This window comes from Streptomyces stoeckheimensis (assembly GCF_045822005.1).
In the GTDB taxonomy this organism is placed as follows: Bacteria; Actinomycetota; Actinomycetes; order Streptomycetales; family Streptomycetaceae; genus Streptomyces; species Streptomyces stoeckheimensis.
The window spans coordinates 8,326,495-8,348,389 of sequence record NZ_CP169550.1 but is presented as its reverse complement, the minus strand read 5'-3'; the positions used below and the strand labels follow the sequence as shown (position 1 = coordinate 8,348,389).

At 73.1% G+C, this 21,895-nt stretch carries 13 protein-coding genes; 3 read left to right on the top strand and 10 right to left on the bottom strand.

Annotation, left to right across the window (positions count from 1 at the left end; genetic code table 11):
• Positions 1-15: 15 nt before the first annotated feature.
• The gene (locus tag ACE1OC_RS37800) at positions 16-1,338 is read right to left on the bottom strand and encodes an MFS transporter (RefSeq protein ID WP_407840822.1); all 1,323 of its coding nucleotides are present in this window, start codon (positions 1,336-1,338) and stop codon (positions 16-18) included.
• 202 nt (positions 1,339-1,540) lie between these two features.
• On the opposite strand from ACE1OC_RS37800, the gene ACE1OC_RS37795 reads away from it, so the two are divergent.
• Positions 1,541-2,659, top strand: a complete 1,119-nt coding sequence (locus tag ACE1OC_RS37795; RefSeq protein ID WP_407840821.1) for a glutamate--cysteine ligase — start codon at positions 1,541-1,543, stop codon at positions 2,657-2,659.
• Positions 2,660-2,725: 66 nt separating this feature from the next.
• Here the strand turns inward: ACE1OC_RS37795 and ACE1OC_RS37790 are convergent, their stop codons facing one another.
• From ACE1OC_RS37790 to ACE1OC_RS37775, 4 genes are all read right to left on the bottom strand, one after another.
• Positions 2,726-3,880, bottom strand: a complete 1,155-nt coding sequence (locus ACE1OC_RS37790) for a N(5)-(carboxyethyl)ornithine synthase (RefSeq protein WP_407840820.1) — start codon at positions 3,878-3,880, stop codon at positions 2,726-2,728.
• Between the two features lie 54 nt (positions 3,881-3,934).
• Entirely contained in the window at positions 3,935-7,783 is a 3,849-nt protein-coding gene (locus ACE1OC_RS37785; protein ID WP_407840819.1) for a trypsin-like peptidase domain-containing protein, read from the bottom strand.
• A gap of 24 nt (positions 7,784-7,807) precedes the next feature.
• Positions 7,808-8,116: a trypco2 family protein gene (locus tag ACE1OC_RS37780; protein WP_407840818.1), complete on the bottom strand. Its 309-nt coding sequence runs from the start codon at positions 8,114-8,116 to the stop codon at positions 7,808-7,810.
• An 87-nt stretch (positions 8,117-8,203) separates the two neighbouring features.
• On the bottom strand, positions 8,204-8,554 hold the full coding sequence (locus tag ACE1OC_RS37775) for a PRC-barrel domain-containing protein (protein WP_407840817.1): 351 nt from the start codon (positions 8,552-8,554) through the stop codon (positions 8,204-8,206).
• Between the two features lie 243 nt (positions 8,555-8,797).
• Between ACE1OC_RS37775 and ACE1OC_RS37770 the strand changes: the two genes are divergently transcribed.
• The gene (locus tag ACE1OC_RS37770) at positions 8,798-9,406 is read left to right on the top strand and encodes a response regulator transcription factor (protein ID WP_407840816.1); all 609 of its coding nucleotides are present in this window, start codon (positions 8,798-8,800) and stop codon (positions 9,404-9,406) included.
• 33 nt (positions 9,407-9,439) lie between these two features.
• On the opposite strand, the gene ACE1OC_RS37765 is transcribed toward ACE1OC_RS37770, so the two are convergent.
• The 4 genes from ACE1OC_RS37765 to lanKC form a co-directional block, all read right to left on the bottom strand.
• Positions 9,440-11,209, bottom strand: a complete 1,770-nt coding sequence (locus ACE1OC_RS37765) for an ATP-binding cassette domain-containing protein (RefSeq protein ID WP_407840815.1) — start codon at positions 11,207-11,209, stop codon at positions 9,440-9,442.
• Entirely contained in the window at positions 11,206-13,086 is a 1,881-nt protein-coding gene (locus tag ACE1OC_RS37760; protein WP_407840814.1) for an ATP-binding cassette domain-containing protein, read from the bottom strand. Before ACE1OC_RS37760 ends, ACE1OC_RS37765 begins: the two co-directional genes overlap by 4 nt.
• A gap of 67 nt (positions 13,087-13,153) precedes the next feature.
• A complete protein-coding gene (locus ACE1OC_RS37755) occupies positions 13,154-13,291 on the bottom strand; it encodes a SapB/AmfS family lanthipeptide (protein WP_389688497.1) in 138 nt (45 codons plus the stop codon).
• Entirely contained in the window at positions 13,288-15,915 is a 2,628-nt protein-coding gene (gene lanKC / locus ACE1OC_RS37750) for a class III lanthionine synthetase LanKC (protein WP_407840813.1), read from the bottom strand. Before lanKC ends, ACE1OC_RS37755 begins: the two co-directional genes overlap by 4 nt.
• Before the next feature lie 436 nt (positions 15,916-16,351).
• Here lanKC and ACE1OC_RS37745 point away from each other — a divergent pair, with 436 nt between their 5' ends.
• Positions 16,352-20,233 carry a DEAD/DEAH box helicase gene (locus ACE1OC_RS37745; protein WP_407840812.1) on the top strand — a complete coding sequence of 1,294 codons (3,882 nt, stop codon included), beginning with the start codon at positions 16,352-16,354 and terminating at the stop codon, positions 20,231-20,233.
• 85 nt (positions 20,234-20,318) lie between these two features.
• Here the strand turns inward: ACE1OC_RS37745 and ACE1OC_RS37740 are convergent, their stop codons facing one another.
• On the bottom strand, positions 20,319-21,791 hold the full coding sequence (locus tag ACE1OC_RS37740; protein ID WP_407840811.1) for a non-reducing end alpha-L-arabinofuranosidase family hydrolase: 1,473 nt from the start codon (positions 21,789-21,791) through the stop codon (positions 20,319-20,321).
• Positions 21,792-21,895 lie beyond the last annotated feature (104 nt).

Here is a 21,895-nt window from a genome sequence, read left to right as displayed (position 1 = left end):
CCATCGGCGGGCCGCTCACCGGAGCGTCCGCTCGTGGGCGTCGCCGCGCAGGGTCAGCAGCGCGGCGACGCTGACCGCGCAGGCGGTCGCGGCGTAGTAGGCGGGGATGTCGGCGTCCCCGGTCCACGCGACGGCCCTGGTGATGATCAGCCCCGCGCATCCCGAGAACACGGCGTTGGAGAGGGCGTACGCCAGCCCCAGCCCGGTGTAGCGCACCGTGGTCGGGAACATCTCGGACAGCATCGCGGGACCGGGTCCGGCCATCAGCCCGACGGCGGCCCCCGCGGCGCAGAGCGCGGCGCCCTTCGCGTACACGGGCACACCCGGATTCTGGACCAGGTTCAGCAGCGGCAGTGCGAGCACGGCCACGAGCAGCGCTCCGGCCAGCATCACCGTCCGCCGCCCGAGCCGGTCGCTCATCGCGCCGGCGGGCAGGATGGTCGCCGCGAACCCCAGGTTCGCCAGCACGGTCGCGACGAGGGCCTGCTGGAAGGTCGCGTTCAGCGTGTTCTGGAGGTAGGAGGGCAGGACCACCAGGAAGGTGTACCCGGCCGCCGACCAGCCCATGGCCCGCCCGGCGCCCAGCGCGACGGCCCTCACCGTCTCCCCGGCGGGCGGTCGCCGCGGCGGTCCGCCCGTCGGGGAGACGGCCGAAACGAAGGCGGGCGTCTCGTCCAGGCGCACCCGCAGCCACAGTGCGGCGAGCCCGAGCGGCAGCGTCAGCAGGAAGGGCACCCGCCAGCCCCAGGCGTTCAGCTCCGAGGGGGTCAGTACGGTCGCCAGGACCGCCGTCGTACCGGCGCCCGCGAGCAGGCCGAGCGAGACCGTGAACGACTGCCACGCCCCGTACCGCCCCCGGCGGCCCGGCGGAGCGGTCTCCGTCATGACGGAGACCGCTCCGCCGAACTCCCCGCCCGCCGACAGCCCTTGCACGGCCCGCAGCAGCGTCAGCAGCCACGGCGCGGCCGCGCCGATGGTCGCGTACGTCGGGAGCACACCGATGAGCGTCGTGGCGCCGGTCATCAGGCAGATGACCAGGACGAGCGTCGGCCGCCGGCCGATCCGGTCACCGAGCCGCCCGAACAGCGCCGCACCGACGGGCCGGAAGAAGAACGCGAGGGCGAAGGAGGCGTACGTCTTGACGAGCCCCTCCACCGCGCTGCCGCCCTCGGGAGTGAAGAAGTGCGCCGCGATGACGGTGGCGAGGTAGCCGTAGACGCCGAACTCGTACCACTCGATGAAGTTGCCGACGCAGCCGGCGATCAGCGCCCGGCGGGAACGGGCCCGCCGGGCCGCTGCCCCAGGGGAGCGGACCGGTCCGGGAGCGGGAGAGAGCATGGGGGCAAGCCTGCTGAGCGCGCGGCCGCTCCACAAGTTCCGTCCGCCATCTGCCGTACTGGGCGAAGGGGCGGAGAGCCGGAAGCACCCGGTCGGCAGGGGTGGCAGGCGCCACCCCGACCGCCCTGGCCTGCGCCCGCATGGTCGGGACGGGGCGGGGCAGGCGTGGGGCGACGTGAACAGCGGATCGACGGGCGGCGGCATGCGAAGCGTAGGCGTGGAGGAAGAGCTCTTACTGGTGGACGCACGCAGCGGAGAGCCGCTGGCCCTGTCGGGGGCCGTGCTGGCGGCTGCGGACCGGTCCGTCGCCCGGCAGCCTGGCGACGAACCGCAGGGGCACGCCTTTGAGAAGGAACTCCAGGAGGAGCAGCTGGAGTTCGCCACCAAACCGGTGACCGACCTGGGCGAGCTCCTGAAGGAGATCACCCGCTGGCGGGGGGAAGCCGCCCGGCACGCCGCGTCCGCCGGAGCACTGGTCGCGGCCCTCGGCACCTCCCCTCTGCCGGTCCGGCCCTCGTTGAGCACGGGCAAGCGGTACGAGTGGGTCGGCGAGCAGTTCGGACTGACCGCGCAGGAGCAGCTGACCTGCGGCTGCCACGTCCACGTGTCGGTCGAGTCGGACGAAGAGGGCGTCGCCGTCCTGGACCGGATCCGCCCCTGGCTGCCCGTACTCACCGCGATGAGCGCGAACTCTCCGTTCTGGCAGGGTGAGGACAGCGGGTACGCCAGCTACCGCAGCCGGGTCTGGAACCGGCTGCCGTCGGCCGGGCCGACGGACCTCTTCGGGTCCGCCGACCGCTACCACGAGCAGGTGCGCGCCATGCTGGACACCGGCGTGCTGCGCGACAAGGGGATGATGTACTTCGACGCCCGGCTGTCCGCCGCCTACCCGACGGTGGAGGTCAGGGTCGCGGACGTCTGCCTGGAGGCGTCGACCCCGGTCCTCCTGGCGGCCCTGGTGCGCGGACTGGTCGAGACCGCCGCGCGCGCCTGGCGGGAGGGACAGCCGCCGGCCAGGATCGGTACGAGCCTGCTGCGGCTGGCGTCCTGGCGCGCCGGCCGGTCCGGGCTGGACGGCCCGCTCATCGACCCTCGGACGATGCGCGCGACCTCGCCCGCCGTGGCCGTCGAGGCACTCCACGCCCACGTGCGCAAAGCCCTGGCCGACCACGGCGACGCCGAACGCGTCCGGGAGGGCATCGCCCGCCTCCTGGAGCACGGCAACGGGGCGCGCGTCCAGCGCGGGCTACTGCGTACGGAGGGCACGCTCGGCGCCGTGGCCACTCGCTGCGCGGAGATCACCGCCGGAGCCTGCGCCTGAGCCGGATGACCGGGCCAGCGAACTGGTCCAGTGACCCGGGTCAGAGACCAGATCCGCCCGGCCGGTTCAGAGCAGCGCGTGCGGGAACTGTTCGGCGCGGTGCTGGAAGGCCAGGACCGCGGGGTTCTGGATGGTGCCGCCGCGGATCTCGATCGCTCGGCGGATCGTGCCGTTGCCGTCCCAGCCGGCCGGCCCTTCGAGGACCGACCGCAGGAACGGGATCAGCGCCTCGCTGTTCTCCCAGGTGGCCGCATCCCACAGGTAGGAGGGGCTGTGGTCCACGGCGTAGTAGTTGACGTGGTCGCCGACGGTGAACATGGGAGCGTCGAAGGTGGTGGGCCGGGCCCACGCGAAACCCATGCCCTCGTCGCAGGAGACGTCGATGACGAGCGTGCCGGGCGCGAGCTTCGGCACATCCTCCTCTATCAGGAACATCAGCGGCGCCGCGGTGTCCTGGAGCACGCAGTTGACGATGATGTCGTGCCCCGCGAGGAAGTCGGCCAGCGGCTCCGGACCGTCGTCGGTGACCACGATGCTGCGCCGCGGGTCGAGGGTGTCGTCGGCCACGTCGTGATCGAAGTGCACGATCCGCGCGGAGTGGATCGGCGAGCTGACGGCGGCGATGCCGCGAGCGGTCAGCACGTCGACGTCGTGAACACCCAGCGCGCTGAGCGCGGTGACCGCACCGCGGGCGGTGGCACCGAAGCCGATGACCACCGCACGCCGCCGACGTCCGTAGTCTCCGGTCGCTCCGGTCAGCTGCATGGCATGCAGCACCGACGAGTAGCCGGCCAGCTCGTTGTTCTTGTGGAAGACGTGCAGACTGAATCCGCCGTCCCGGGTCCAGTGGTTCATCGCCTCGAAAGCGATCACCGTGAGCCTGCGGTCGATGGCGGCCTGCGTGACCTTCTCGTCCTGTACGCAGTGCGGCCACCCCCACAGCACTTGCCCGTCCCGCAGGTCGGCCAGATCTTCGTGCAGTGGTTTGGCCAGGAGGATGACGTCACACTCTGCGATCAGCTCTTCGCGTGAGCGGAAACCGGCGACCCACGGTGCAAGCTGCCGGTCCGGGACACCGAAGCGCTCTCCGTAACCGGTCTGCAGATAAATGCCGGCCTGAAGGTCGGCATCGATGTTTTCGAAGTGTGCCGGGTGGATCGGCAGACGACGCTCGTTCTCTTTACGGGACTGCGACATGATTCCGAGCTTGAGCTGCTGCAAAATGCCCCTTTGATTAGTTCATGTTTAACACACCCCGGAGCATGGGGGGACTCCTCAGGATGCGCAGCCCTGCACAGCGAAGAGGTGGAGCCCTGCGTCTCCGACCACGGCGAGGCGGCGGCCCGCGGGGTCGAAAGCTCCGCCCCAGAGGGTGTCGTTGGTTCTGATCCAGCACAGGTTCCGCAAGTCATCGAGAGTAAAGAGGCCGATCAACTGCCCACCGATCACCGCGACATGGGTATCGCTGACGGCCATTTGCCGGATGACGTGGACGTACGGCTCCCTGCGGTCACCGGACCCACTGCGCAAGGGAAGCCACCGCGCCACGGGAGGCTCGACGGCGAGCCCGGTCAGGTGCCAGACGGTGAGGACCCGCCCCAGCCCCTTGTGCTCGCCAAGGGCGACGACCCGGTCGCCGCCAGGAGTGAAGGAGACGGACCGCCACCACCACCCCTCTTCCGCTCCCAGCACGGTTGAGGTGCCGCGGTGCCGGTCGACCACCCGCAGGGGACCGGATCCACCACGGTCCACTGTGTACCGGCCCCCGTCGGGTCCAAACAGCACCGGCGAGTCGCCGACACTGCGCCACCGCTGCCGCCTGCGCACGGCAATCGTTCTGGCGAAAGGATGCGGTGCACAGCTCTGCCACGCGGTACGCGCACGTTCCGGATCCACGATCCACCACTGGGGGGATCCGGTCCTGTCCCCCACCGCCAGTCTGGTCCCGCTGCCGTTCCAGGTCACCACGTTCAGGCGGACCGGCCGCTTCCGATCAGGGGCCTGGTCCGACGGGTCCGATCTCCACAACCTGACCACGCGTCGCTCCGTGGTGCCGGCGATGGCGGCGCCGTCCGGGCGCCACCTCCCTCCCCCGGGATCCAAACGCATGATCCCCAGCATGATCTCCCCTTCCCGCACCGGTTCTTCCCCCCGTGCCAGGTGGGTGTCCGCCGGCATTCGCCACAGCGAGAACGAGTTCTGCTCCCGCCCACCCGGCACGTGCCCGTTGCTGCTGCCCAGCATCAGGCGGCGGCCGTCAGGGGACCACCGGGGACAGCTGCCCTCCGGTGCCCGCCACAGCACCCGCCGCGCCCGCGGGTCCACCACCATGACGTCGGGTGCCTGCACCCGTGCGCTGTGACCGCCGGGGCGCCAGGCCACGCTGTTCGGGCTCGGCCGCCACCCCACTCTCTGGCCACGGGGGCAGAAGTCCCGGTAGGGCCAGACGGTCGGCGGCTGCGACCCACGGGGGTCGGCCCACAGCACGAGTGCGCCCCCGTCCGTGGCACTGAGTGCGTCGCCCGTCGTGCAGGCGAGCAGGCCGTTCTCGGCGTGCCAGTCCAGGGCGGCGACGTGGGTTCCGCCGCCTGCGGCGTCCACGGGCGCTCCTGGCAGGGCGCGCGGCGCCATGCCCGAGCCCGGCTCCCACAAGCCCGCTCCGTCCACCGCATCGCCCCGGCAGACCACGGCGAGGCAGTCGGAGTCGGGTGCCCAGCAGAAGGCCGTCCCGGGGCTTGGAAGCGCGTCGACCTGTGTCCCCGTCTCCGGATCGTAGACGCGAAGCGTGTTGACGTACCGTTCGTGTTCGAGGCGTTGGCTGATGAGTGCCAGCCGCGTGCCGCCCGGGCTCCATCGGACGCGGCTCACCGACTCCTCGGGTATCTCGATCGGATTCCCACGTTCTCGGCCGGCAGCGTCGAAGAACCGGACGGCGGGGCCTTCGCCGGCCACGGCCAGCAGTTCCCCCCGCGGATGCCAGTCGATGTCATGACACATGCCATCACCGTCGCGGGCGAAGAACGAGCGCCGCAGCATGCCGTCGCCACGGTCGGGCGGAGGGAGCAACGGGGTGAGTCCGCGAGCAGGGCGCGCCTCGGCGAGGTGACTCAGCCCGGCCAGCAGTTCAGGACGTCCCGCGAGGCGGCTCTCGAGGGTCAGGGCGATGTCGGTGGCGGACAAGCCGCCCGTGAGCAGATGGCCCTCACGCTCCAGCAGTTGGGCCAGTTCCCGGGCGTGGGCGGCTTCGGACCTCTCCAGATCGCCTTCGAGGGCCACCGGACCGGAGTCCGTCAGGCGAGCCACGAGGAAGCGCATGTCGCGTACCAGAGCGGCGAGTTCCTCCACACCCCCGGATTGGACGAGGTGGAAGGCGAGTGTGGGCAGGAACGCGCGTTCCTGGTCGTCGAGTTCGTGCCAACCCGCGACCGGGCGCAGGGTGTCGAGCAGGCGGGTGCTGACGGCGCCCGGTCGGTCCGGGTCCAGGTGGCGCAGGGCCTCGCGGGTGACGTCGTGCAGTCGCACCCCCGCCCCGTCCCGCGCCGCCGAGGCGAGGGAGCGGTCCAGGAAACGGTCGCCCTCCGCGCGGGCGCGCAGTTCGCTCACTCCCCAGAGGCGGCGCAGCAGCCAGTAGGGGATCTTCTCTCCCTCGGGGAAGGCCGCCAGCTGGAGGAAACGTCCCCGCGACTCCGCCGGCAGGTCCGCGAGACTCACCTCCAGCGTGAGGGAGATCCCGCGCGCCATGTCGACGTCGGACAGGTCGTCCAGTGCCACGATGCCCTCGCGGTCCAGCTCGCCCAACAGCTCGGCGACCGCTTCCGCGGTGGTCCTGGCATGACGGTCGGAGATCAGGCTGCGCAACGGTCCCGAGAGCAGGCCGAGGGCGAGCGGCCAGTGTCCGGTACGGAGCAACAGCGGTGCCAGGGTGGGACTTTCGTCCGGCAGGCCGAGCAGGGCCAACGCCTCGCCGTCGTCCATGGCCGCCACGGGGATCTCGGTGCCCTGGTCGCCGAGCAGCGCCTTGCGGCGGGTGGTGATCAGCAGGGTGCCCGCGTCGCGGAAGGGCTGCAGATCCGCCTCCGCCCATACGTCGTCCACGACGAGCAGCACCTGCCGCTGCCCCAGCGCCGACCGGAACGCTTGGGTGGCGGAGGGCACATCGGCATGGATCACGGGTGCGCCGCCGGTGAGCACGGCGGCGAGCCCGGCCAGCGACGTCGTGATCTGCTCGGCGGTGGGCGACGGTCCGAGCCGGGCCCACAGCACGCCGTCGGGAAAGCGCCCGCGGATCTCCTCCTCTCCGCAGGCCCATGCCGCGAGCGTCGTCTTGCCGAAGCCGCCCGCGCCGCACAGCGACACCGGTCGGTGCAGCAGCGCCTCTTTGACTGTGCGTCCGAGGGCGTGCCGCGGTACGAAATGGCGGGGAACGGGAGGCGCCATGAAGGGTGTTCGCACGGAGCGTGCCGCCGACAGCACGTCCGGCAGCCGGCCCGGCGAGAGTTCCGTGCCCAGCAGCTCCTCGAGGGCGTGCCGCTCGGCCGCCGGCAGACGCTCGGCCCAGCGATCGGCACGGCTGACCGCCAGCCTGCCCGGGCCGTCGGTCAGGTGGTGGATCACCACGATGCCGACGATGCGTCCGTCGCTGAACACCGCCGCGCCCGACATGCCGTCCCAGGTTCCGTCGGGGGCGGGGACGCGCAGGTCGAGGGTGCCCTCGCGCCGGTTGGAGAGGACCGAGCAGGAGCCGTGCACGTGCTCGGAGTCCCGGTAGCGCGATCCGTCCTCCCCCTCCCGCAGTTTGAATGCGGGGAAGCCCACGGCGCTGCACTGCAGCACCGCGTCGTGTTCGCCCACGCGGCCGAACCGGGCGGGCCCCTCGGGAAGGGGAGCGACGGCTGCGACGGAGAGGACGGCGACGTCGATCGCGTCGTCGGTGAAGGTCACCTCGGCGTGGAGCACCCGCTCCCCCAGCCGGTCGGCATCGAAGCGCACGCGTACGGCCGACGCTTCCGTGACCACGTGCGCCGCCGTCAGTACCCGTCCCGCGGCCACCAAGTAGCCCGAGCCCCGGCGCGCCTTGCCCGAGGCAGTCGTGACGATGACCTCGGCGACGCGGGCGATGTCCATTCCCCCCATCGTCCGACCCCGGTCTCAGCGCTCGCCCGCCGCCTCCGCCCCCGAGATCCGAGCGGCCGTGCGGGTGCCGCCCGGGCCCGGGGTCGTCGGCTGGAGGGTGACGGTGATGCGCTGCGTCTCCGACTTCGCGTACTTGCCGTCGGCGCCGCCCTCGACGACGAGGAAGCGCACCTTGCCGCCGCCCCCCGCCTCCTTCGTGACGGCGACGTTCGCCTCGATCTCGATCGGACCGACCTCGAACTGCAGTGCCTCGCCGGCCCCTTGTACCGCTGCCGCGGTCAACTGCGCCCTCAGTTCCCGGATCATCTCACTGAGTTCCAACACCCCACCGGCTCCTCACCCTTGGACCGTTCAGTGGGCGCCACCCTACAAGGGGCGTGCGCGCCGACGGGCGCCACTGTGGACGACGTCTCAGCCGATGAAGCCACCGTAGTAGCCGCCGATCCGGCTGTAGTAGTCCGTGTCCCCGATGTGCTTCTCGCTGAGGAACTCGGGAGCGGACTTGATCTGGTCCTTGGTGCGGTCTACGTGGATCTTCTCGCCCTCCACGTCGACATGGGTGACCGTGCCCGCCGGCAGGAGCACCTCACGACCGAAGATCCAGGGCCCGGTGTCCACCACGATGTACGAGGAGCCGACCTCGTCGGAGTGCTTGCTCACCTTGCCGATGCTCCCGTCGGCCGCCTCGACCTTGAACCCGCTCAGGTCGATCGCCTCCAGACGGCCCGACGTCTCGCGGTAGCTCCACACGTTCATGTTCATGGGTGTCTCCCTTCCTTCTGCGGTTGCCTCGGCCAGGCGACTGCCCCGAGACCCGGATCTCACACGTCGGCTCGGGACGCGCCCGGTCTTCAAGGGGGTTCCCCGCCAAAGGCGAGCACGAAGACTCGGGTATCTCGGCCAAGCTGGCCGTACGCTCCCACGCGCCCCCGCAGTGACGTTCCATCGACGGGCACCGGGGCACCCGTGTGGTGCCGTTGGTTCGTCTACCGAGGAGAGCGCACGATGACCAAGGTCCTCGTTCTGCACAGCGTCAGCCTGGTCCGGTCGGCACTGGCCGCCCTGCTCAGATCCGAAGGGTCCTTCGACGTCACATCTGCGGGCTGGCGGACCGCCGTACGCCAGGCCGAGTCCTTACGACCAGACGTGACGGTCGTCGACCTCGACTGTCCGGGGGCGACGGCCGTTCTGGCCGACGGCGGACGCGCGGACCGCCGGGTCCTCGCGTCCCCGTCCTCGGTCCTGGTGCTCGCGTCGACCGGCGCGCCCGGTTCGCTGCACCGGGCCTTCCGGGCCGAGGCCCTCGGCTACGTTGACAAGGACGGCTCGCCGGGACGGCTCGTACGAGCGGTCCAGAAGGTGGCCGCGGGGCAACGCTTCATCGACGCCTCGCTGGCCTCCGCCTTCATGGAGGCCGACCCCGTACCGCTGAGCCCCCGGGAACTCAGCGTGCTGGCCCGGGCCGCGGAGGGTGATTCCATCGCCGAGATCGCCCGCGCACTGCATCTGGCGAGCGGGACGGTGCGCAACTACATGGCCGCGGCCACCCGCAAGACCGGCGCACGCAATCTCATCGACGCGATCCGGATATCCCGGCGGGAGGGCTGGGTCTGATCCACGGCCGCCGAGGACGGACACGGCGCCGCCTCACCCGTCCTCGGCCCGGTCCCACTCCCCCACCAGATCGCGGTACAAGGGTGATCCGGCCGGGAGGTCCGCGTGCGTGCCGCACACGGCGCGCGTCCCGTCGAGGACCAGGACCCGGTCGGCGCGGGCCGCGGAGGATATGCGGTGGGCCACGACGACGAGGGTGCCGGGCCGGGCCGCGAGGGCCCGTTCGGCACGCTCCTCGGTCCGGGGGTCCAGGTGGCAGGTGGCCTCGTCGAGCAGGAGCAGCGGGGCCGGCGAGAGGTAGGCGGCGGCGAGTGCGAGGTGCTGGCCCTCGCCCTGGGACAGCAGCCGGGGGGACACCCGGGCGTCCAGGCCGCCCAGCCTCTCCACCAGGCCTTCCAGTCCAAGGATGCCGACGGCGCGCAGCACCTGGGCGTCATCGGGGGCGGGGCGGCCCGGCCGGGCGGCGAGGTGGGTGAGGTTGTCCCGTACCGAGCCGGTGAACACGTAGGCCTGCTGTGGCAGCAGGGTCCGTCGCGGGTCGGGTCCCGCGGCACCGGGTTCCCGCCGTGCGGGGACGCCGGCGACGAGGACCGCGCCCGCGCCGGGTGACAGCATCCCCGCGAGCAGTGCGGTCAGCGTGGACTTCCCGATGCCGCTCGGCCCGACGACGGCGAGGTGCTCCCCCGGCCGCACGACCAGGTCGAGTCCGTCGAGCACGGGCGCCGCACCAGGGCCGTAGGCGAAGCTGACGCCCCGGAGTTCCACCGCGGCGGCGCTCCGCCGGGTGGTGCGTACGGGTGCCCGCGACCTCGCCCCGCTGCCGCTGTCCTCGGCTGCCGGCGGCGGATCACAGAAGCGCTCCAGGACCACCAGCAGGCGGGTGCCGGCGGATCCCACGGCCGTCATCAGGGTGCTCAGCGCGGGAAGCAAGGCCTGTACCAGGTACGTGAGGCCTCCGGCCAGCGTCCCGGCGGTGATGCCGCGTCCGAGCAGCCAGGGTGTCGCGGCGAGCAGGGCGATCACCGGCAGCCGGCCCGCCGTGCCCAGCGCCAGGGTCCGCAGGGCCGTCCAGCGCGCGAGCCGTCCGGCCAACCGCTCCTGCGCTGCTATGAGGGGCTCCACCCGGGCCTGCGCCGCCGCCTGTCCGCCGCAGGCCACGATGTCGCGCAGCCCCTCACCGACCGCCCCCACCCGGTCCGACAGCGCCTCGTCGGTGTCCAGCGACCGGCGTTGTACGGACGCCATGGGGCGCAGCGTCGCCAGGAAGGCGGCCGCGCCGAGCAACAGCGGGGGCAGCACGATCAGCAGGAGCACGGGATCCAGGGCCGCCATGCCCGCGAAGGCCCCCACGGCGGTGAACACGAACGAACGGGCCGTCAGGACCAGCCCGGCGAAGGAGTCCCGGGCCATTTCCGTCTGCTGGGTCAGCCGGGCCACCGCACCCGCGCCGGGCGCGCGCGCCGGGTCGGCGACCGCGCGGTCCAGTGCCTGTCGCACGGCCCGCCGCACCAAGCCGTCCCGCAGCGGCTCGACGAGGTCCGCGAGTCCGGCGAACACACCGCGCAGCGCGAATCCGCCGAGCAGTGCTCCGGCTCCGGCCGCGGCCAGCCAGGCGAGACCGGTGGCGGTGCGGCCGGCCAGGAAGCCGTCGTCGAGCGCGCGGGCCACGCCGTAGCCGCCGAGGAAGGTGTGCGCGGACTCCAGGAGCGACCATGCCGCGAGCCGGCCCAGGGCGCGCTTGCGGCCGCGCAGGAACCGCCGGGCCTCGGGGGCCACCCGGCGCCAGGTCTCGCCCTCGGTCACCGCGCCGCCTCCCGGTTTCCCCGGTTTCCCGGGTTGCCCCCGGACGGCTGGTGGTCGTCCGTCTCCGGAACCGCGGGGGCTCGCGCGGTCGCCGCCGCAGTCGTCTCCTCGCCGGCTCCCGTCGAAGCGTCCGCGCTCGCGTCCGCGGCGAACACCGCCCGGTAGGCCGGGTCGTTGCGCCACAGCTCGCCGTGGGTGCCGGTTGCCCGTACCCGGCCGTCCTCCAGCCATACGACGAGGTCGGCGCGGACGGCGGACGAGAGGCGGTGCGCGACCACGATCCGGGTGCCGGGCCGGACCTCGCGGACGAGCGCCCGCTCGACCTCGCGGGCCGTGACGGTGTCGAGGCTGGAGGTGGCGTCGTCCAGCACGAGGAGCCGCCCCGCATGACAGAACGCCCGCGCCAGTCCGAGGCGTTGGACCTCACCGCCGGACATCGGGGCTTCGGCGAGGCGCGTGCCGTATCCGTGGGGCAGGCGCCGTACGAACGCGTCCGCGCCCGCGGCACGGGCCGCGGCGCGGATCGCTTCGCGGCCGGGGCGTGGACCCGCGCCGAAGCCGATCGCGTCGCCGACCGTGTCCCCGAGCAGGACCGGCCGGTCGAAGGCGTAGCCGACCTCGCGGCGCAGCGCATCGGCGGTCACCTCCCGCAGGGGTACGCCGTCCAGCAGCACCCGGCCCGCGTCGGGGTCGGTGAGCCGGCCGGCCACGGCGGCGAACAGGGTCTTGCCGGCGCCCGACCGGCCCACCACCGCCACCGTGGTGCCGCCGGGGATCACCAGGCTGACGTCGCGCAGGACCGCCGATCCGCCGCGCACGACCCGGACGTCGCGCAGTTCCAGGGTGCCGGGACCGCCTTCCGGCAGCTCCGCCCGGCCGTGGCCGAGTACGGGCAGGACCAGCAGGGCGGCGGTCCGCCGGGCGGCGGCCCGGCCGCGGGCCACCGCCGCCAGCCCTCCGGTCACCGCGCCGACTCCGGCCGCGAGGCCCGCGTACCTCGACGCGGCGAGGAGCTCGCCGACTCCGATGGCCCCGGCCGACAGGCGGATGCCGCCGACGGCGAGCACCGCGTAGAAGAGCATCGGCATGAGGGCCGCCGACCGGGCCGTCGTACTGCCGTAGACCTGCCACATGCGCCGCCCCTCGGTGCCGAGTTCGGGCAACTGCGCGAGGATCCTGGCGCGTTCGCGGGCCGCGCTGCCGGCGGCGGCGATGGTGCGGGCACCGGCGAGCGCCTCGACGAGGCGGCCGGCGGTCGCGAGCTGCACCTGCTGGTAGCGGGCGACGCTGGTGAGGGTGTCACGGGAGAAGGCCCGCAGCAGGAGCACCAGCAGCGGAACGCCCACGAGGAAGGCGAGCGCCGTCCACAGGTCGATGAGGAGGAGCGCGGCAACCGCACCGAGCGGCGCCAGCAAAGCGGCGACGGCGTGGGCGACGGCGGCCGGTACCTTTCCGGCCTCGGCAGCGTGGGCCGTCAGCCGGGCGGCGGTTTCGCCGGGTGCGTGGCCGGCCGCGTGGTGCGGGGCCGTCCGCAGCAGCCGGGCGAGCCCGAGCCTGCGCAGTCGGGCGGTGGAGCGGCCGTCCACCTCTCCGGTCAGCCGCGCGGCGGCGGCGTCCAGCACCACTTCGGCCGCGATGACCCCGGCGCACAGCAGCGTCCAGGCGGGGCCCGACGGGGCGTGGCGGAGCAGCAGGTCGAGGGTGTGGCCGAGGACCGCGGGTTCGGCGAGCGCCGCCCCGGCGGCCGCCACCTCGCAGCCGAGGACGGCGGCGGTGCGCCCGCCGCTGTGCCGGGCCGTTGCCCGGAGCGCCCGGTCGGCGGCACGGGCGACGTCCTGCGGCTGCGCGGTGTCGGCCGCCGCGTCGGGGGCTCTCATCGGCGGATGCCTCCAGGGGTGTGGTGCGGGCCCGGGCGGCGAACCGCCCGGGCCCGAGGTGACCTGGTCAGTTACAGGTCGTGATGCTCAGGCTGCTGTCGCCGCAGAGCAGCAGGCTGGCCCGGCTGCCGCCGCCACCGCCGCCGGTCAGCTCGGTGGCCTCTTCCTTCGGGGTCTCCATCGACTGCAGGTCAAGAAGCGTCATGTCAGGTTCCTCTTCTTCCGTCGAGTGGTGCCATGGGTCACGGCCCCGGGCGGGGCCGGCTCTGGGGCCGCCGCGCGCTCGCGCAGCGGCGGGAGGAACGGCAGGTGCGCGCGCCCGCCGGGCGCCGCGCTGCCGAGGGCGAGGAGCGTGCCGGCCGTGCCCGTGGAGAGGTCCATGGACAGCCGCATCATCTGCTCGCCGGGGAAGGCCAGATGCCCCTGGTACGGCACTGCGTGCCGGGCCAGTGCGTCGATCTGGCGGGCGACGGCCTCGGGTCCGGTGCCCGGGCCCGGCGTCGTGGTCCGGGCCAGGTGGAGGATCATTCCGGCGGCGCCGCGCATCAGTCCGGGCTGGGCGTAGAAGGTCGCCTGCGCCGCCCGGACGATCTCGCGCCGGGCTTGTTCGAAGCGCTCGTCCGGGCCGTGCTCCAGCCAGTCGTCGATCACCATGCCGATGCCGACGCTGCCCTCGCCGAGGTACGGCATCGTGCGCCAGCCCTCGTTCACCTGGAGGGTGCCGTACGCACTCGTGACGCAGCGGTCGAGATCGCGGTGGAGCGCCCGGGCCGCCTGGGTCAGGAGCTCCTTGTCGCCGGTGCGTTCGTAGAGCCGCAGGAAGAGCAGGGCGGGTCCGGAGTCGCCGTACAGCAGTCCCGCGCGGGCGGGGCGGTGCTCGGGGCTGGCGAGCAGTTCGGCACAGCGCAGGGCCGCCGTGTGCAGCTCGCCCTCGCCGTCGGCGGTGCCGAGCGCGTCCAGGGCCAGGCCGATGCCGGCGAGCCCGCCGTGCAGGCCGGGGCCCGAGCTCTCCCAGGGCTGGTGGAGCAGCTGTTCGGCGAGGTCGAGGGCCCGGCCCGGATGTCCGAGCCGGTGCAGGGTCCAGGCCGTGCCGGCCAGGCCGTCGTAGAAGCCGAGCGGGGTGCCGGACAACGGCTGTCCGGTCCGGTCGAGCAGCCATTCCTCGGCCTCGGGCCAGGGCCCGGCTCCGGTCTCGGCGAGGGCGTGGAGCACGCCTGCGATCCCGTGACCGAAACCGATTCCTCCGCCGGCGGTCGCGAACTGGGCGATGTCGCCCGGGACGAAGCGGTCCTCTCGCTCCGGGGTGGCGCTCGCGCGCAGCGCCGCGGTCATCGACGTACGGGCGGCGGGCCAGTCCTGCGGCTCGACGGGCAGGTACGGTGCGGGTGGGCGGCCGCCCGGTGCGCGCTGCGGTAGTCCGGCCGTGATCTCTTCGACGGCTTCGTCGAGGAACTGCCGTGGTACGGGGAACTGTTCGGCGATGACCTCGGCCAAGTGGGCGGCCTTGGCCCGGTCGAGGACGAGCAGGCTGGTCAACGGGAGGAAGAGCGCGAGCCGCAGGCATGCGAGGGCGTAGCGGTCGCCGGAGAAGCCGCGCCGGTCGGCCGGGGCGACGAAGGCGGGGTTGGCGACGGTCTGCCGCAGCCCCTCGTCGACGTGCGCGGCGGCTTCGAAGTCCAGCAGCGAGACGGCGGGGTCGCCGGTCTCGTCGTCGGCCACCATGATGTTGAAGAGGTGGAGGTCGTTGAAGACCACGCCGCGGGCGTGCACGGCGTCGAGGGCCGCGGTGACCTTCCGGTGGATGGTGAGGGCCCACTCGGTGTATGCGGCGAGCTCCGCCGGGTCGGGGTCCGCTTCGATCAGCGGGTGGCGGCGGGCGAAGTAGGTGTTGAGAGGTTTGCCCGCGAGGTGTTCCAGCACCAGGAAGTGGTGGCCGCCGACCGTGAACGCGCCGCGCACCGCGGGGACGCAGTCCAGCCCCGTCAGCCTTTCCAGCGCGGCCTGCTCGCGGTGCAGCCTGGTCACGGCGTCGGCTCCGTCGGCGGCGAGGCCCGCGTACGGCCGCGCCTCCTTGAGGACGACCGACTCGCCGGTACGGGTGTCCTTGCCGACGTAGACGCCCCCGCCGTTGGAGAAGTGCAGCGCCCGCTCCACCGTGAAGGGGAGGCCGGCCAGCGTGAGCGCGGAGCGCGCTTCGAGGTGCGGCGTGAGGAATCCGGGCAGTTCGAGCCACTCGGGCGGCTGGAAGACCGGTCCCCGGCGGTCCGGTACGAGCCGCCCGTCGGGGGCTTCGATCGCCGGGACCAGCTCGCCGTGCTCGTCGTAGCAGTGCCGCAGGGTGAAGCTGCCGTAGCGGAGGTGGACCGGTCCGGCGCCCCAGCGCAGGTCGCTGAGGACGTACGGGCCGGCCGCGCCGGCCAGGGCGACGTCGAGGTCCTCCGCGATCTGCCGGCACTGCTGCTCGTCGGCCGGGTAGACGGTGATGAACTTCCCGCTCGCCGCGCGGTCGGCGTACTTGGCGTTGCGCAGGTGCAGCAGGTACCGGCTCGGGACGAACTTGAAGGCGATGCGTCGGGCGGTGCAGTACTCGTACACCGTCGTCAGCAGCGATTCGGCGTTGTCCAGCGTGGCCGAGACGTGGATCTTCCAGCCCTGTGCGGGCAGTTCGGCGTCCTCGGGACGCAGCGCGAGCCAGTCGCCGCTCCGGTGGGAGCGCCATCCCGGCGGGACGGGGGCGAGGGCGGTCGGGTAGTCCTCACCGGCCCGCCGGTACGGCGCGTCGTAGAACCACCGGTCGGCGTCGCAGAAGGCGGCGTACCCCTTGTTCACACCTGCTCCCTCGGTCGGTTGCGGTCCCGACGGTGTCACGCCCGGTGGATGCGGCGACAGTCACCGCTGTCACCGACGGGGTGTGCAGTACGCACGAGTCACTTGCGGCCCAACCGGCCCTGCACGGCCGGACGTTCCGGCACCGGCCGGCCGACTGGCCAGCAGGCCGTTCGGTACTCGCCCTGCTGACGGTCCGGTAGATTCGGCAGCGGAGCCGATCTTCAGGGGGCGGCGGTACGCCGCGTGTGCGACACGGGGGCAGTGGGTGCGGAGCGGACACGTGCAGGACCGTCGGCGGGAGGCCCTGCTGGAGTGCTGGCGCGCGATCGAGCTGTTCAGTCCACCGACCATCCCAGCGCTGCCGCGCCGGCGGTCCGCCGTGCGGTCGGGGCCGAGGGAAGAGTACGTAAGCGACCTGAAACCGGAGCCGGGGCGGGTGCCTTCGCTCCTGCCGTGGGATCCGGACCATCCGGAGACGGGGGCACGGCGGGCACGGGCCGGATACATGTGGCGGCACGAGGTCTACGGCGGGGTCTTCGACTTGGAGCTGCTCCGCCGGGCGATGATCGCGGTGCTGCCTGCGGGGACCGATCCGGACCCCGGCGTGCCCCAGACCGAGCTGGTGCTGTCGGGCCAGAGCGCGATGTTCGCGCTCGTCCTGGACGACGAGGGCCGGCCGCTCGAGGACACGTCGGTGATCTCCGCGTGCGGCTGGGCGACCGGCCGTCTCTTCGATCCGGGGCCGTCCGTACCGGGATGGCTGAACGGATTCGAGGAGCTCGACGACGCGTTCGGCAGGGCGATCGACGAGCTCACCGCCACCGTCATCCCTTACGGCCCCACCGCCCCGGCCGCCGCAACGGCGTACGGGCAGCGGCCCGGCTCCGGGGACGGACCGGGAACACCGGCCGCGGCCGGCGGCGGGAGCTGGCAGCGGTTGCTCGCCGAGATCCTGGGCGGCGCCGCCGTCGGTGCGGTCGGGGCCCTGTTCGGCGAGGCCGCCGGCGCCGTGCTGCAGGGCGCGGCGGAACCCCTGGTGCGCCGCGCCGCCGACTGGGTCGCGGCCCGCCGGCCCGCCGAGGAGCAGCCGGAGCCCGGGCGTCCGGACGGTACCGGGGGCGTGCCCGAGCGGGCGTCGGCCCCCGGATCCGCCACGTCGACGGAGGCGGAGTCCGGGTCCGGTGCCGGTGCCGGGTCAGGCGCCGGTGCCGGGTCAGGCGCCGGTGCCGGGTCAGGCGCCGGTGCCGGGTCAGGTGCCGGTCCCCGTGCGCTCGGGTTCGCCGATCTGGTCGCCCTGACCGCGCAGATCGCCGACCTGTGCGGGGTACGGGACCACCTGCGGCCGCAGGTGGTCCGGGTGCGCAGCAGGTTGGTCCAACGGCCGCGGGACCCCCAGGCGAAGGTCACCGCCGCCGCGCCGTTCCTGAACAGCCTGCTCCCGCCCGATCTGGCCCGGGTGTCCACGGCCGTCGGCAAGGGGATCGGACCGGCGCTGGAGGCGTACCTGACCGAGCTCGGCTCCGTCGCCGTGGGCGCGCGGACGGATGTGCGCCGGGAGCGGGGGGTCGTCCTGGAAGGGGTGGCTCCGGACCTTGTTCCGGCCGGGCGCTGGCCCGCACCGGCACGGTTCCCGCTCGCCCTGAGCCAGCAGTTCGCGGTCGACCGCGTGCTCGCCGACCGGGCGGGAACCGAGGGCGGGATGTTCTCCGTGAACGGCCCGCCGGGCACGGGCAAGACCACGATGCTGCGCGACCTGGTCGCCGCACTGGTCGTCGAGCGGGCAGCGGTGCTGGCCACGTTCGACCGGCCCGAGCAGGCGTTCACCGGTCCGGCCTGGCGGGGCAGGGACCGCCAGGGCAAGCACCCCCGCTTCGTGTCGCGGCTCGACCCGCGGCTGACCGGGTTCGAGATCGTGGTCACCTCTTCCAACAACGGCGCCGTGGAGAACGTCACCGCCGAACTGCCCGGCATCGGCGCGCTCGGCGAGCACTGGCAGGGCGGCACCGACCACTTCTCCGACCTCGCCTCCGCGCTCCTGGGCGGACCGGCCTGGGGTCTGGTCGCGGCGGTGCTCGGCAACAAGACCAACCGCAAGGAGTTCGGGGACCGGTTCTGGTGGGGCCGCCTGCCCAAGAAGGAGGCCGCCGCCCGCTCCGCCGCGTACCTGCCGCCGCTGCGGGGCATGCGGGACATCCTGAGCGACTGGATTCCGCCCCGTCCCCCACCCGGTGCCCGGCGTACCGCCGCTTCGGCGGACCAGGCCGCGGCTGCGGCCCCCGGGCCCGCCCAGCCGGTGCCGTCGTGGACCGACGCCGTCGCCGCGTTCCGTACGGCCCGGGCCGAGGTCGAGCGGCTGCGCGCCGGACGCGCCCGGCTCGCCCGGGACCTGGCGGCCGTGGAATCCCCGTCGGCCGGGCAGCGGATCGCGGACCTGGAAGCCGCCGTGTCCCGGGCCGACCGGCAGGTCGCCGCCGCCACGGCGGTCCTGGACCGGGCCGCCGCCGACACCGCTGCCGCCCGGTCCGCCACCGCGGCGGCCGAGGCCGGATACGGGGCGGCATCCGAACACGTACCGCGGGCCCGCCAGGAGCTGGCCACCGTCCGCGCGGACCTGTCGGCCGCCCGTGAACTGGCCGCTCACCATCGCGCGTACGTGACCGCGCTGACCGCACGCCACGACGCTCCCCCGGCCGTCGAGCGGGGCCTTCGCGGCGGGCTGCGCCGCCTGCTGCAGAGCACCGCCGACCGGCAGGCCGCCGAACGGCAGCAGGAGCACACCCAGGCCGAGATCGCGCACCTGCTCGTCCAGCAGCGTGCCGCGCTCGAGGACTCCCTGGAGCAGGTCGCCGCGGCCGTACGCGCGGAGTCCCTGGCCTCCGACCGCCACACCCGGTCCGCGACCGTCGTCGACGAGGCCGCAGCGGGCCTCACCGCCGCCGTCGCGTACGAACGGGCCGCGAACGCGCGGGAGGACGAGGCAGGCCGTGCCCTCCGGTACGCCCGGCAGGTCGCCGACTCCTCCCGCCGCGACCTGCGGGTCGCCCTCGCCGAACTCGACGGCCGCCACCGCGCACTGCGGGAGGCGGCCCTGGCGCTGCCGTCCTTGCCCGTCGGCTGGCACCACCTCGACGAAGCCGACCAGGAACTCGGCTCGCCCTGGTCCGACGACGTGTGGTCCACCGCGCGCAGCGACCTGTTCCTGCGCGCCCTGGACCTGCACCGCGCCTTCGTCGCCGGGACGGCGAAGCGGGTCCGCGGCAACCTGCAGGTCCTGATGGAGCTGATGGCCGGCACCAACGGGCCCGTCCCCGACGAGGAGGTCGAGCGCGCCTGGCAGACGCTGTTCCTCCTCGTGCCCGTCGTCTCCACGACGTTCTCCTCCGTCGGCAGCATGTTCGCCCGCCTCGGCCGGGAGTCGATCGGCTGGGTCCTCGTCGACGAGGCCGGGCAGGCCACCCCGCAAGCCGCCGTCGGCGCGTTGTGGCGCGCCCGACGGGCCCTCCTGGTCGGGGATCCGCTCCAGCTCGAACCCGTCGTCACCATGCCCACGGCCCTGCAGCTGCGGCTGCTGCGCGCCTACGGCGTCGACGAGCGCTGGCTGCCCTCGGCCACGTCGGCCCAGGCCGTCGCCGACCGCACCAACCGCTACGGCACCTACCTGCCGGCCCCGGACGGGGGCGACGAGCACGTCTGGGTGGGCTCGCCGCTGCGCGTGCACCGCCGCTGCGAGGACCCGATGTTCACGGTCAGCAACGAGGTCGCGTACGGCGGCCTGATGGTCCACGGCACCGCACACGCTTCGTTCCCCGATGCCGAGCAGGACGGTCTGCTCCCCAGCCGCTGGCTCAACACCGACGACCCGAACCGCCCGCCGGACGCGCCGTGGGGCGAACGCGACCGCCGGGCCTTCGAGTTCGTCCTCGACGCCTTGCACCGGCACGGCATCGGCGTCGAGCGCGTGCGCGTCATCGCCCCCTTCCGGGCCCTCGTCGCCGAATGCCAGAAGGTCTGCCGCGGCCGTCAGGGCTGGACGTCCGAACTGATCGACGAGCGCTGCGCCACCGTCCACCGGGCCCAGGGCAAGGAGGCCGACGTCGTCGTCCTCGTGCTCGGCGGTGGTCGGCCGGGCGCCCGCGAGTGGGCGGCCGGCACCCCGCACCTGCTCAACGTCGCCGCGAGCCGCGCCAAGCGCCGCCTCTACGTCATCGGCGAGCGCAGCCTGTGGGCCCCTCTCCCGCACTTCGACGTCCTCGCCTCCGAACTGACGGAGTTCCACCACCTCCGCGACCGCGCCACCTGGCCGCCGGCCACCGAGTAGCCGCCGGGGGATGTGACGGGCGGGCTCGGCCTTCGGCCGAGCCCGCCGCGCCGGCTCCGTTCTGGAGCCGGACCCAGTCCTGCCGTCAGCGCTGCAGGGTCAGCAGACCCGGTCGGTAGGGCAGGAGGCCGTAGTCGCCGCCGGAGTTGGGGCTGCGTCCCTGGTAGAGCAACTGCAGATTGCAGGGATCGACGGTCATGGTCTGATCGGCGGTGGTGCGGATCAGTTCGCCATGGCTGATGTCGTTGGTCCAGGTGGCGCCGCTGTTGGCCTTGCCGGCGAAGGGGTTGCTCTCGGTCGCGGCCTGGGGTGTCCACGAGCCGTTCAGACTGGTGGCGGTGAAGGAGCGGAAGTAGCGGCCCTGCGAGCCGATCGCCTCGACGATCATGAGGTAGCGTTCCTGGCCCTGGAGCTTGTAGACCTGCGGGGCTTCGAACAGGTTGTTCGTCGTGTCGCTCATGATCACGGTCGAGGTCGTGCCGAAACTGCCCGGGAAGTTCCCGATCGGCATACTGGCCCGGTAGATCTTGCCGTTGTCACCGGCGAAGAACAGGTACATGTTCGTCCCGTCACCGATGAGCGTCTGGTCGATGGGTCCCGTTCCGGAGTCGGTGATGCTGCCCGAGAAGAGCACCTGCGGTGACGACCAGCCGTTCGGGTTGGTGGGGTCGCTCGACGTCCGGTAGGAGAAGGCGGTCCCGCCCCACTGGTAGGTGAGCACCCAGATGTTCTTCGGCGCGAAGTGGAAGAGCGTGGGCGCGACGGTGGATGTCGACATGGTGTTCTGGCCGGTCGAGGCCATCTCCGACCAGTTGGTGAACAGGCCGAAGTTCATCGAACCCCAACTCGTCCCCGTGTCGTGCGTCGTCGCGTAGACGAGTTGCTTGCCGTTGTAGGGGACGACGGTGAAGTCCTTGAGCGAGGCCCACCCCGGCTTGGGCTGCGCCAGCGCGCCCGTCGACGCCCAGCGGTAGGTCGACGGAAGCGCGCACGGGCCGGGGTTGCCGGCGCCGACCGGGACGAGCTGCCACTGCTGGTTGGCGCCGCCCCAGTCGTCGTACTGGACGATGTTCGCGTTGTCGGCGGTGGAGCCGCCTTGCACTTCGAGGGCCTTGTTGCTGTGACGTGCGATGAGCCTCACGTAGCCGTCCGAGCTGTCGGCCGGCCGCCACTGCTGGTTGGTGCCGTTCAGGTCGGCCCACTGGACGATCGCGGCGCCGTTGGCGGTGGACCGGCCGGAGACGTCCAGCACCTTGCCGGAGTGGCGGGACTTGATGCGGTAGTAGCCGCCGCCGGAGTCCACGAACTGCCACACCTGCTGGTTCTGATCGTTCCTGGTCCACTGGGTGATGCGGGCCCCGTCGTCGGTCGACAGGTTGTAGACGTCCAGGGCCTTGCCGCTGTTGCGGTTGACCAGCACGTACGAGGTGTTGACGTCAATCGCCGCCGCCGCGGCTGCGGCTGCGGGCTGGGTGCCGAGGAGCGTGGCCCCGAGCAGCAAGGACGAAAGGACCGCGAGTACGAGCCTCAGGGCCCGGGGCGGATGGCGGAACCACATCAGAAGAGCTCCTTTGGGGGGCGGGGGTGGGGCAGGGGTAGGGCTCGAGGTCAGTGTTAGCGCTAACAAAAATGGGGTGGGTGAGCGCGGGCGATTCACAAGGT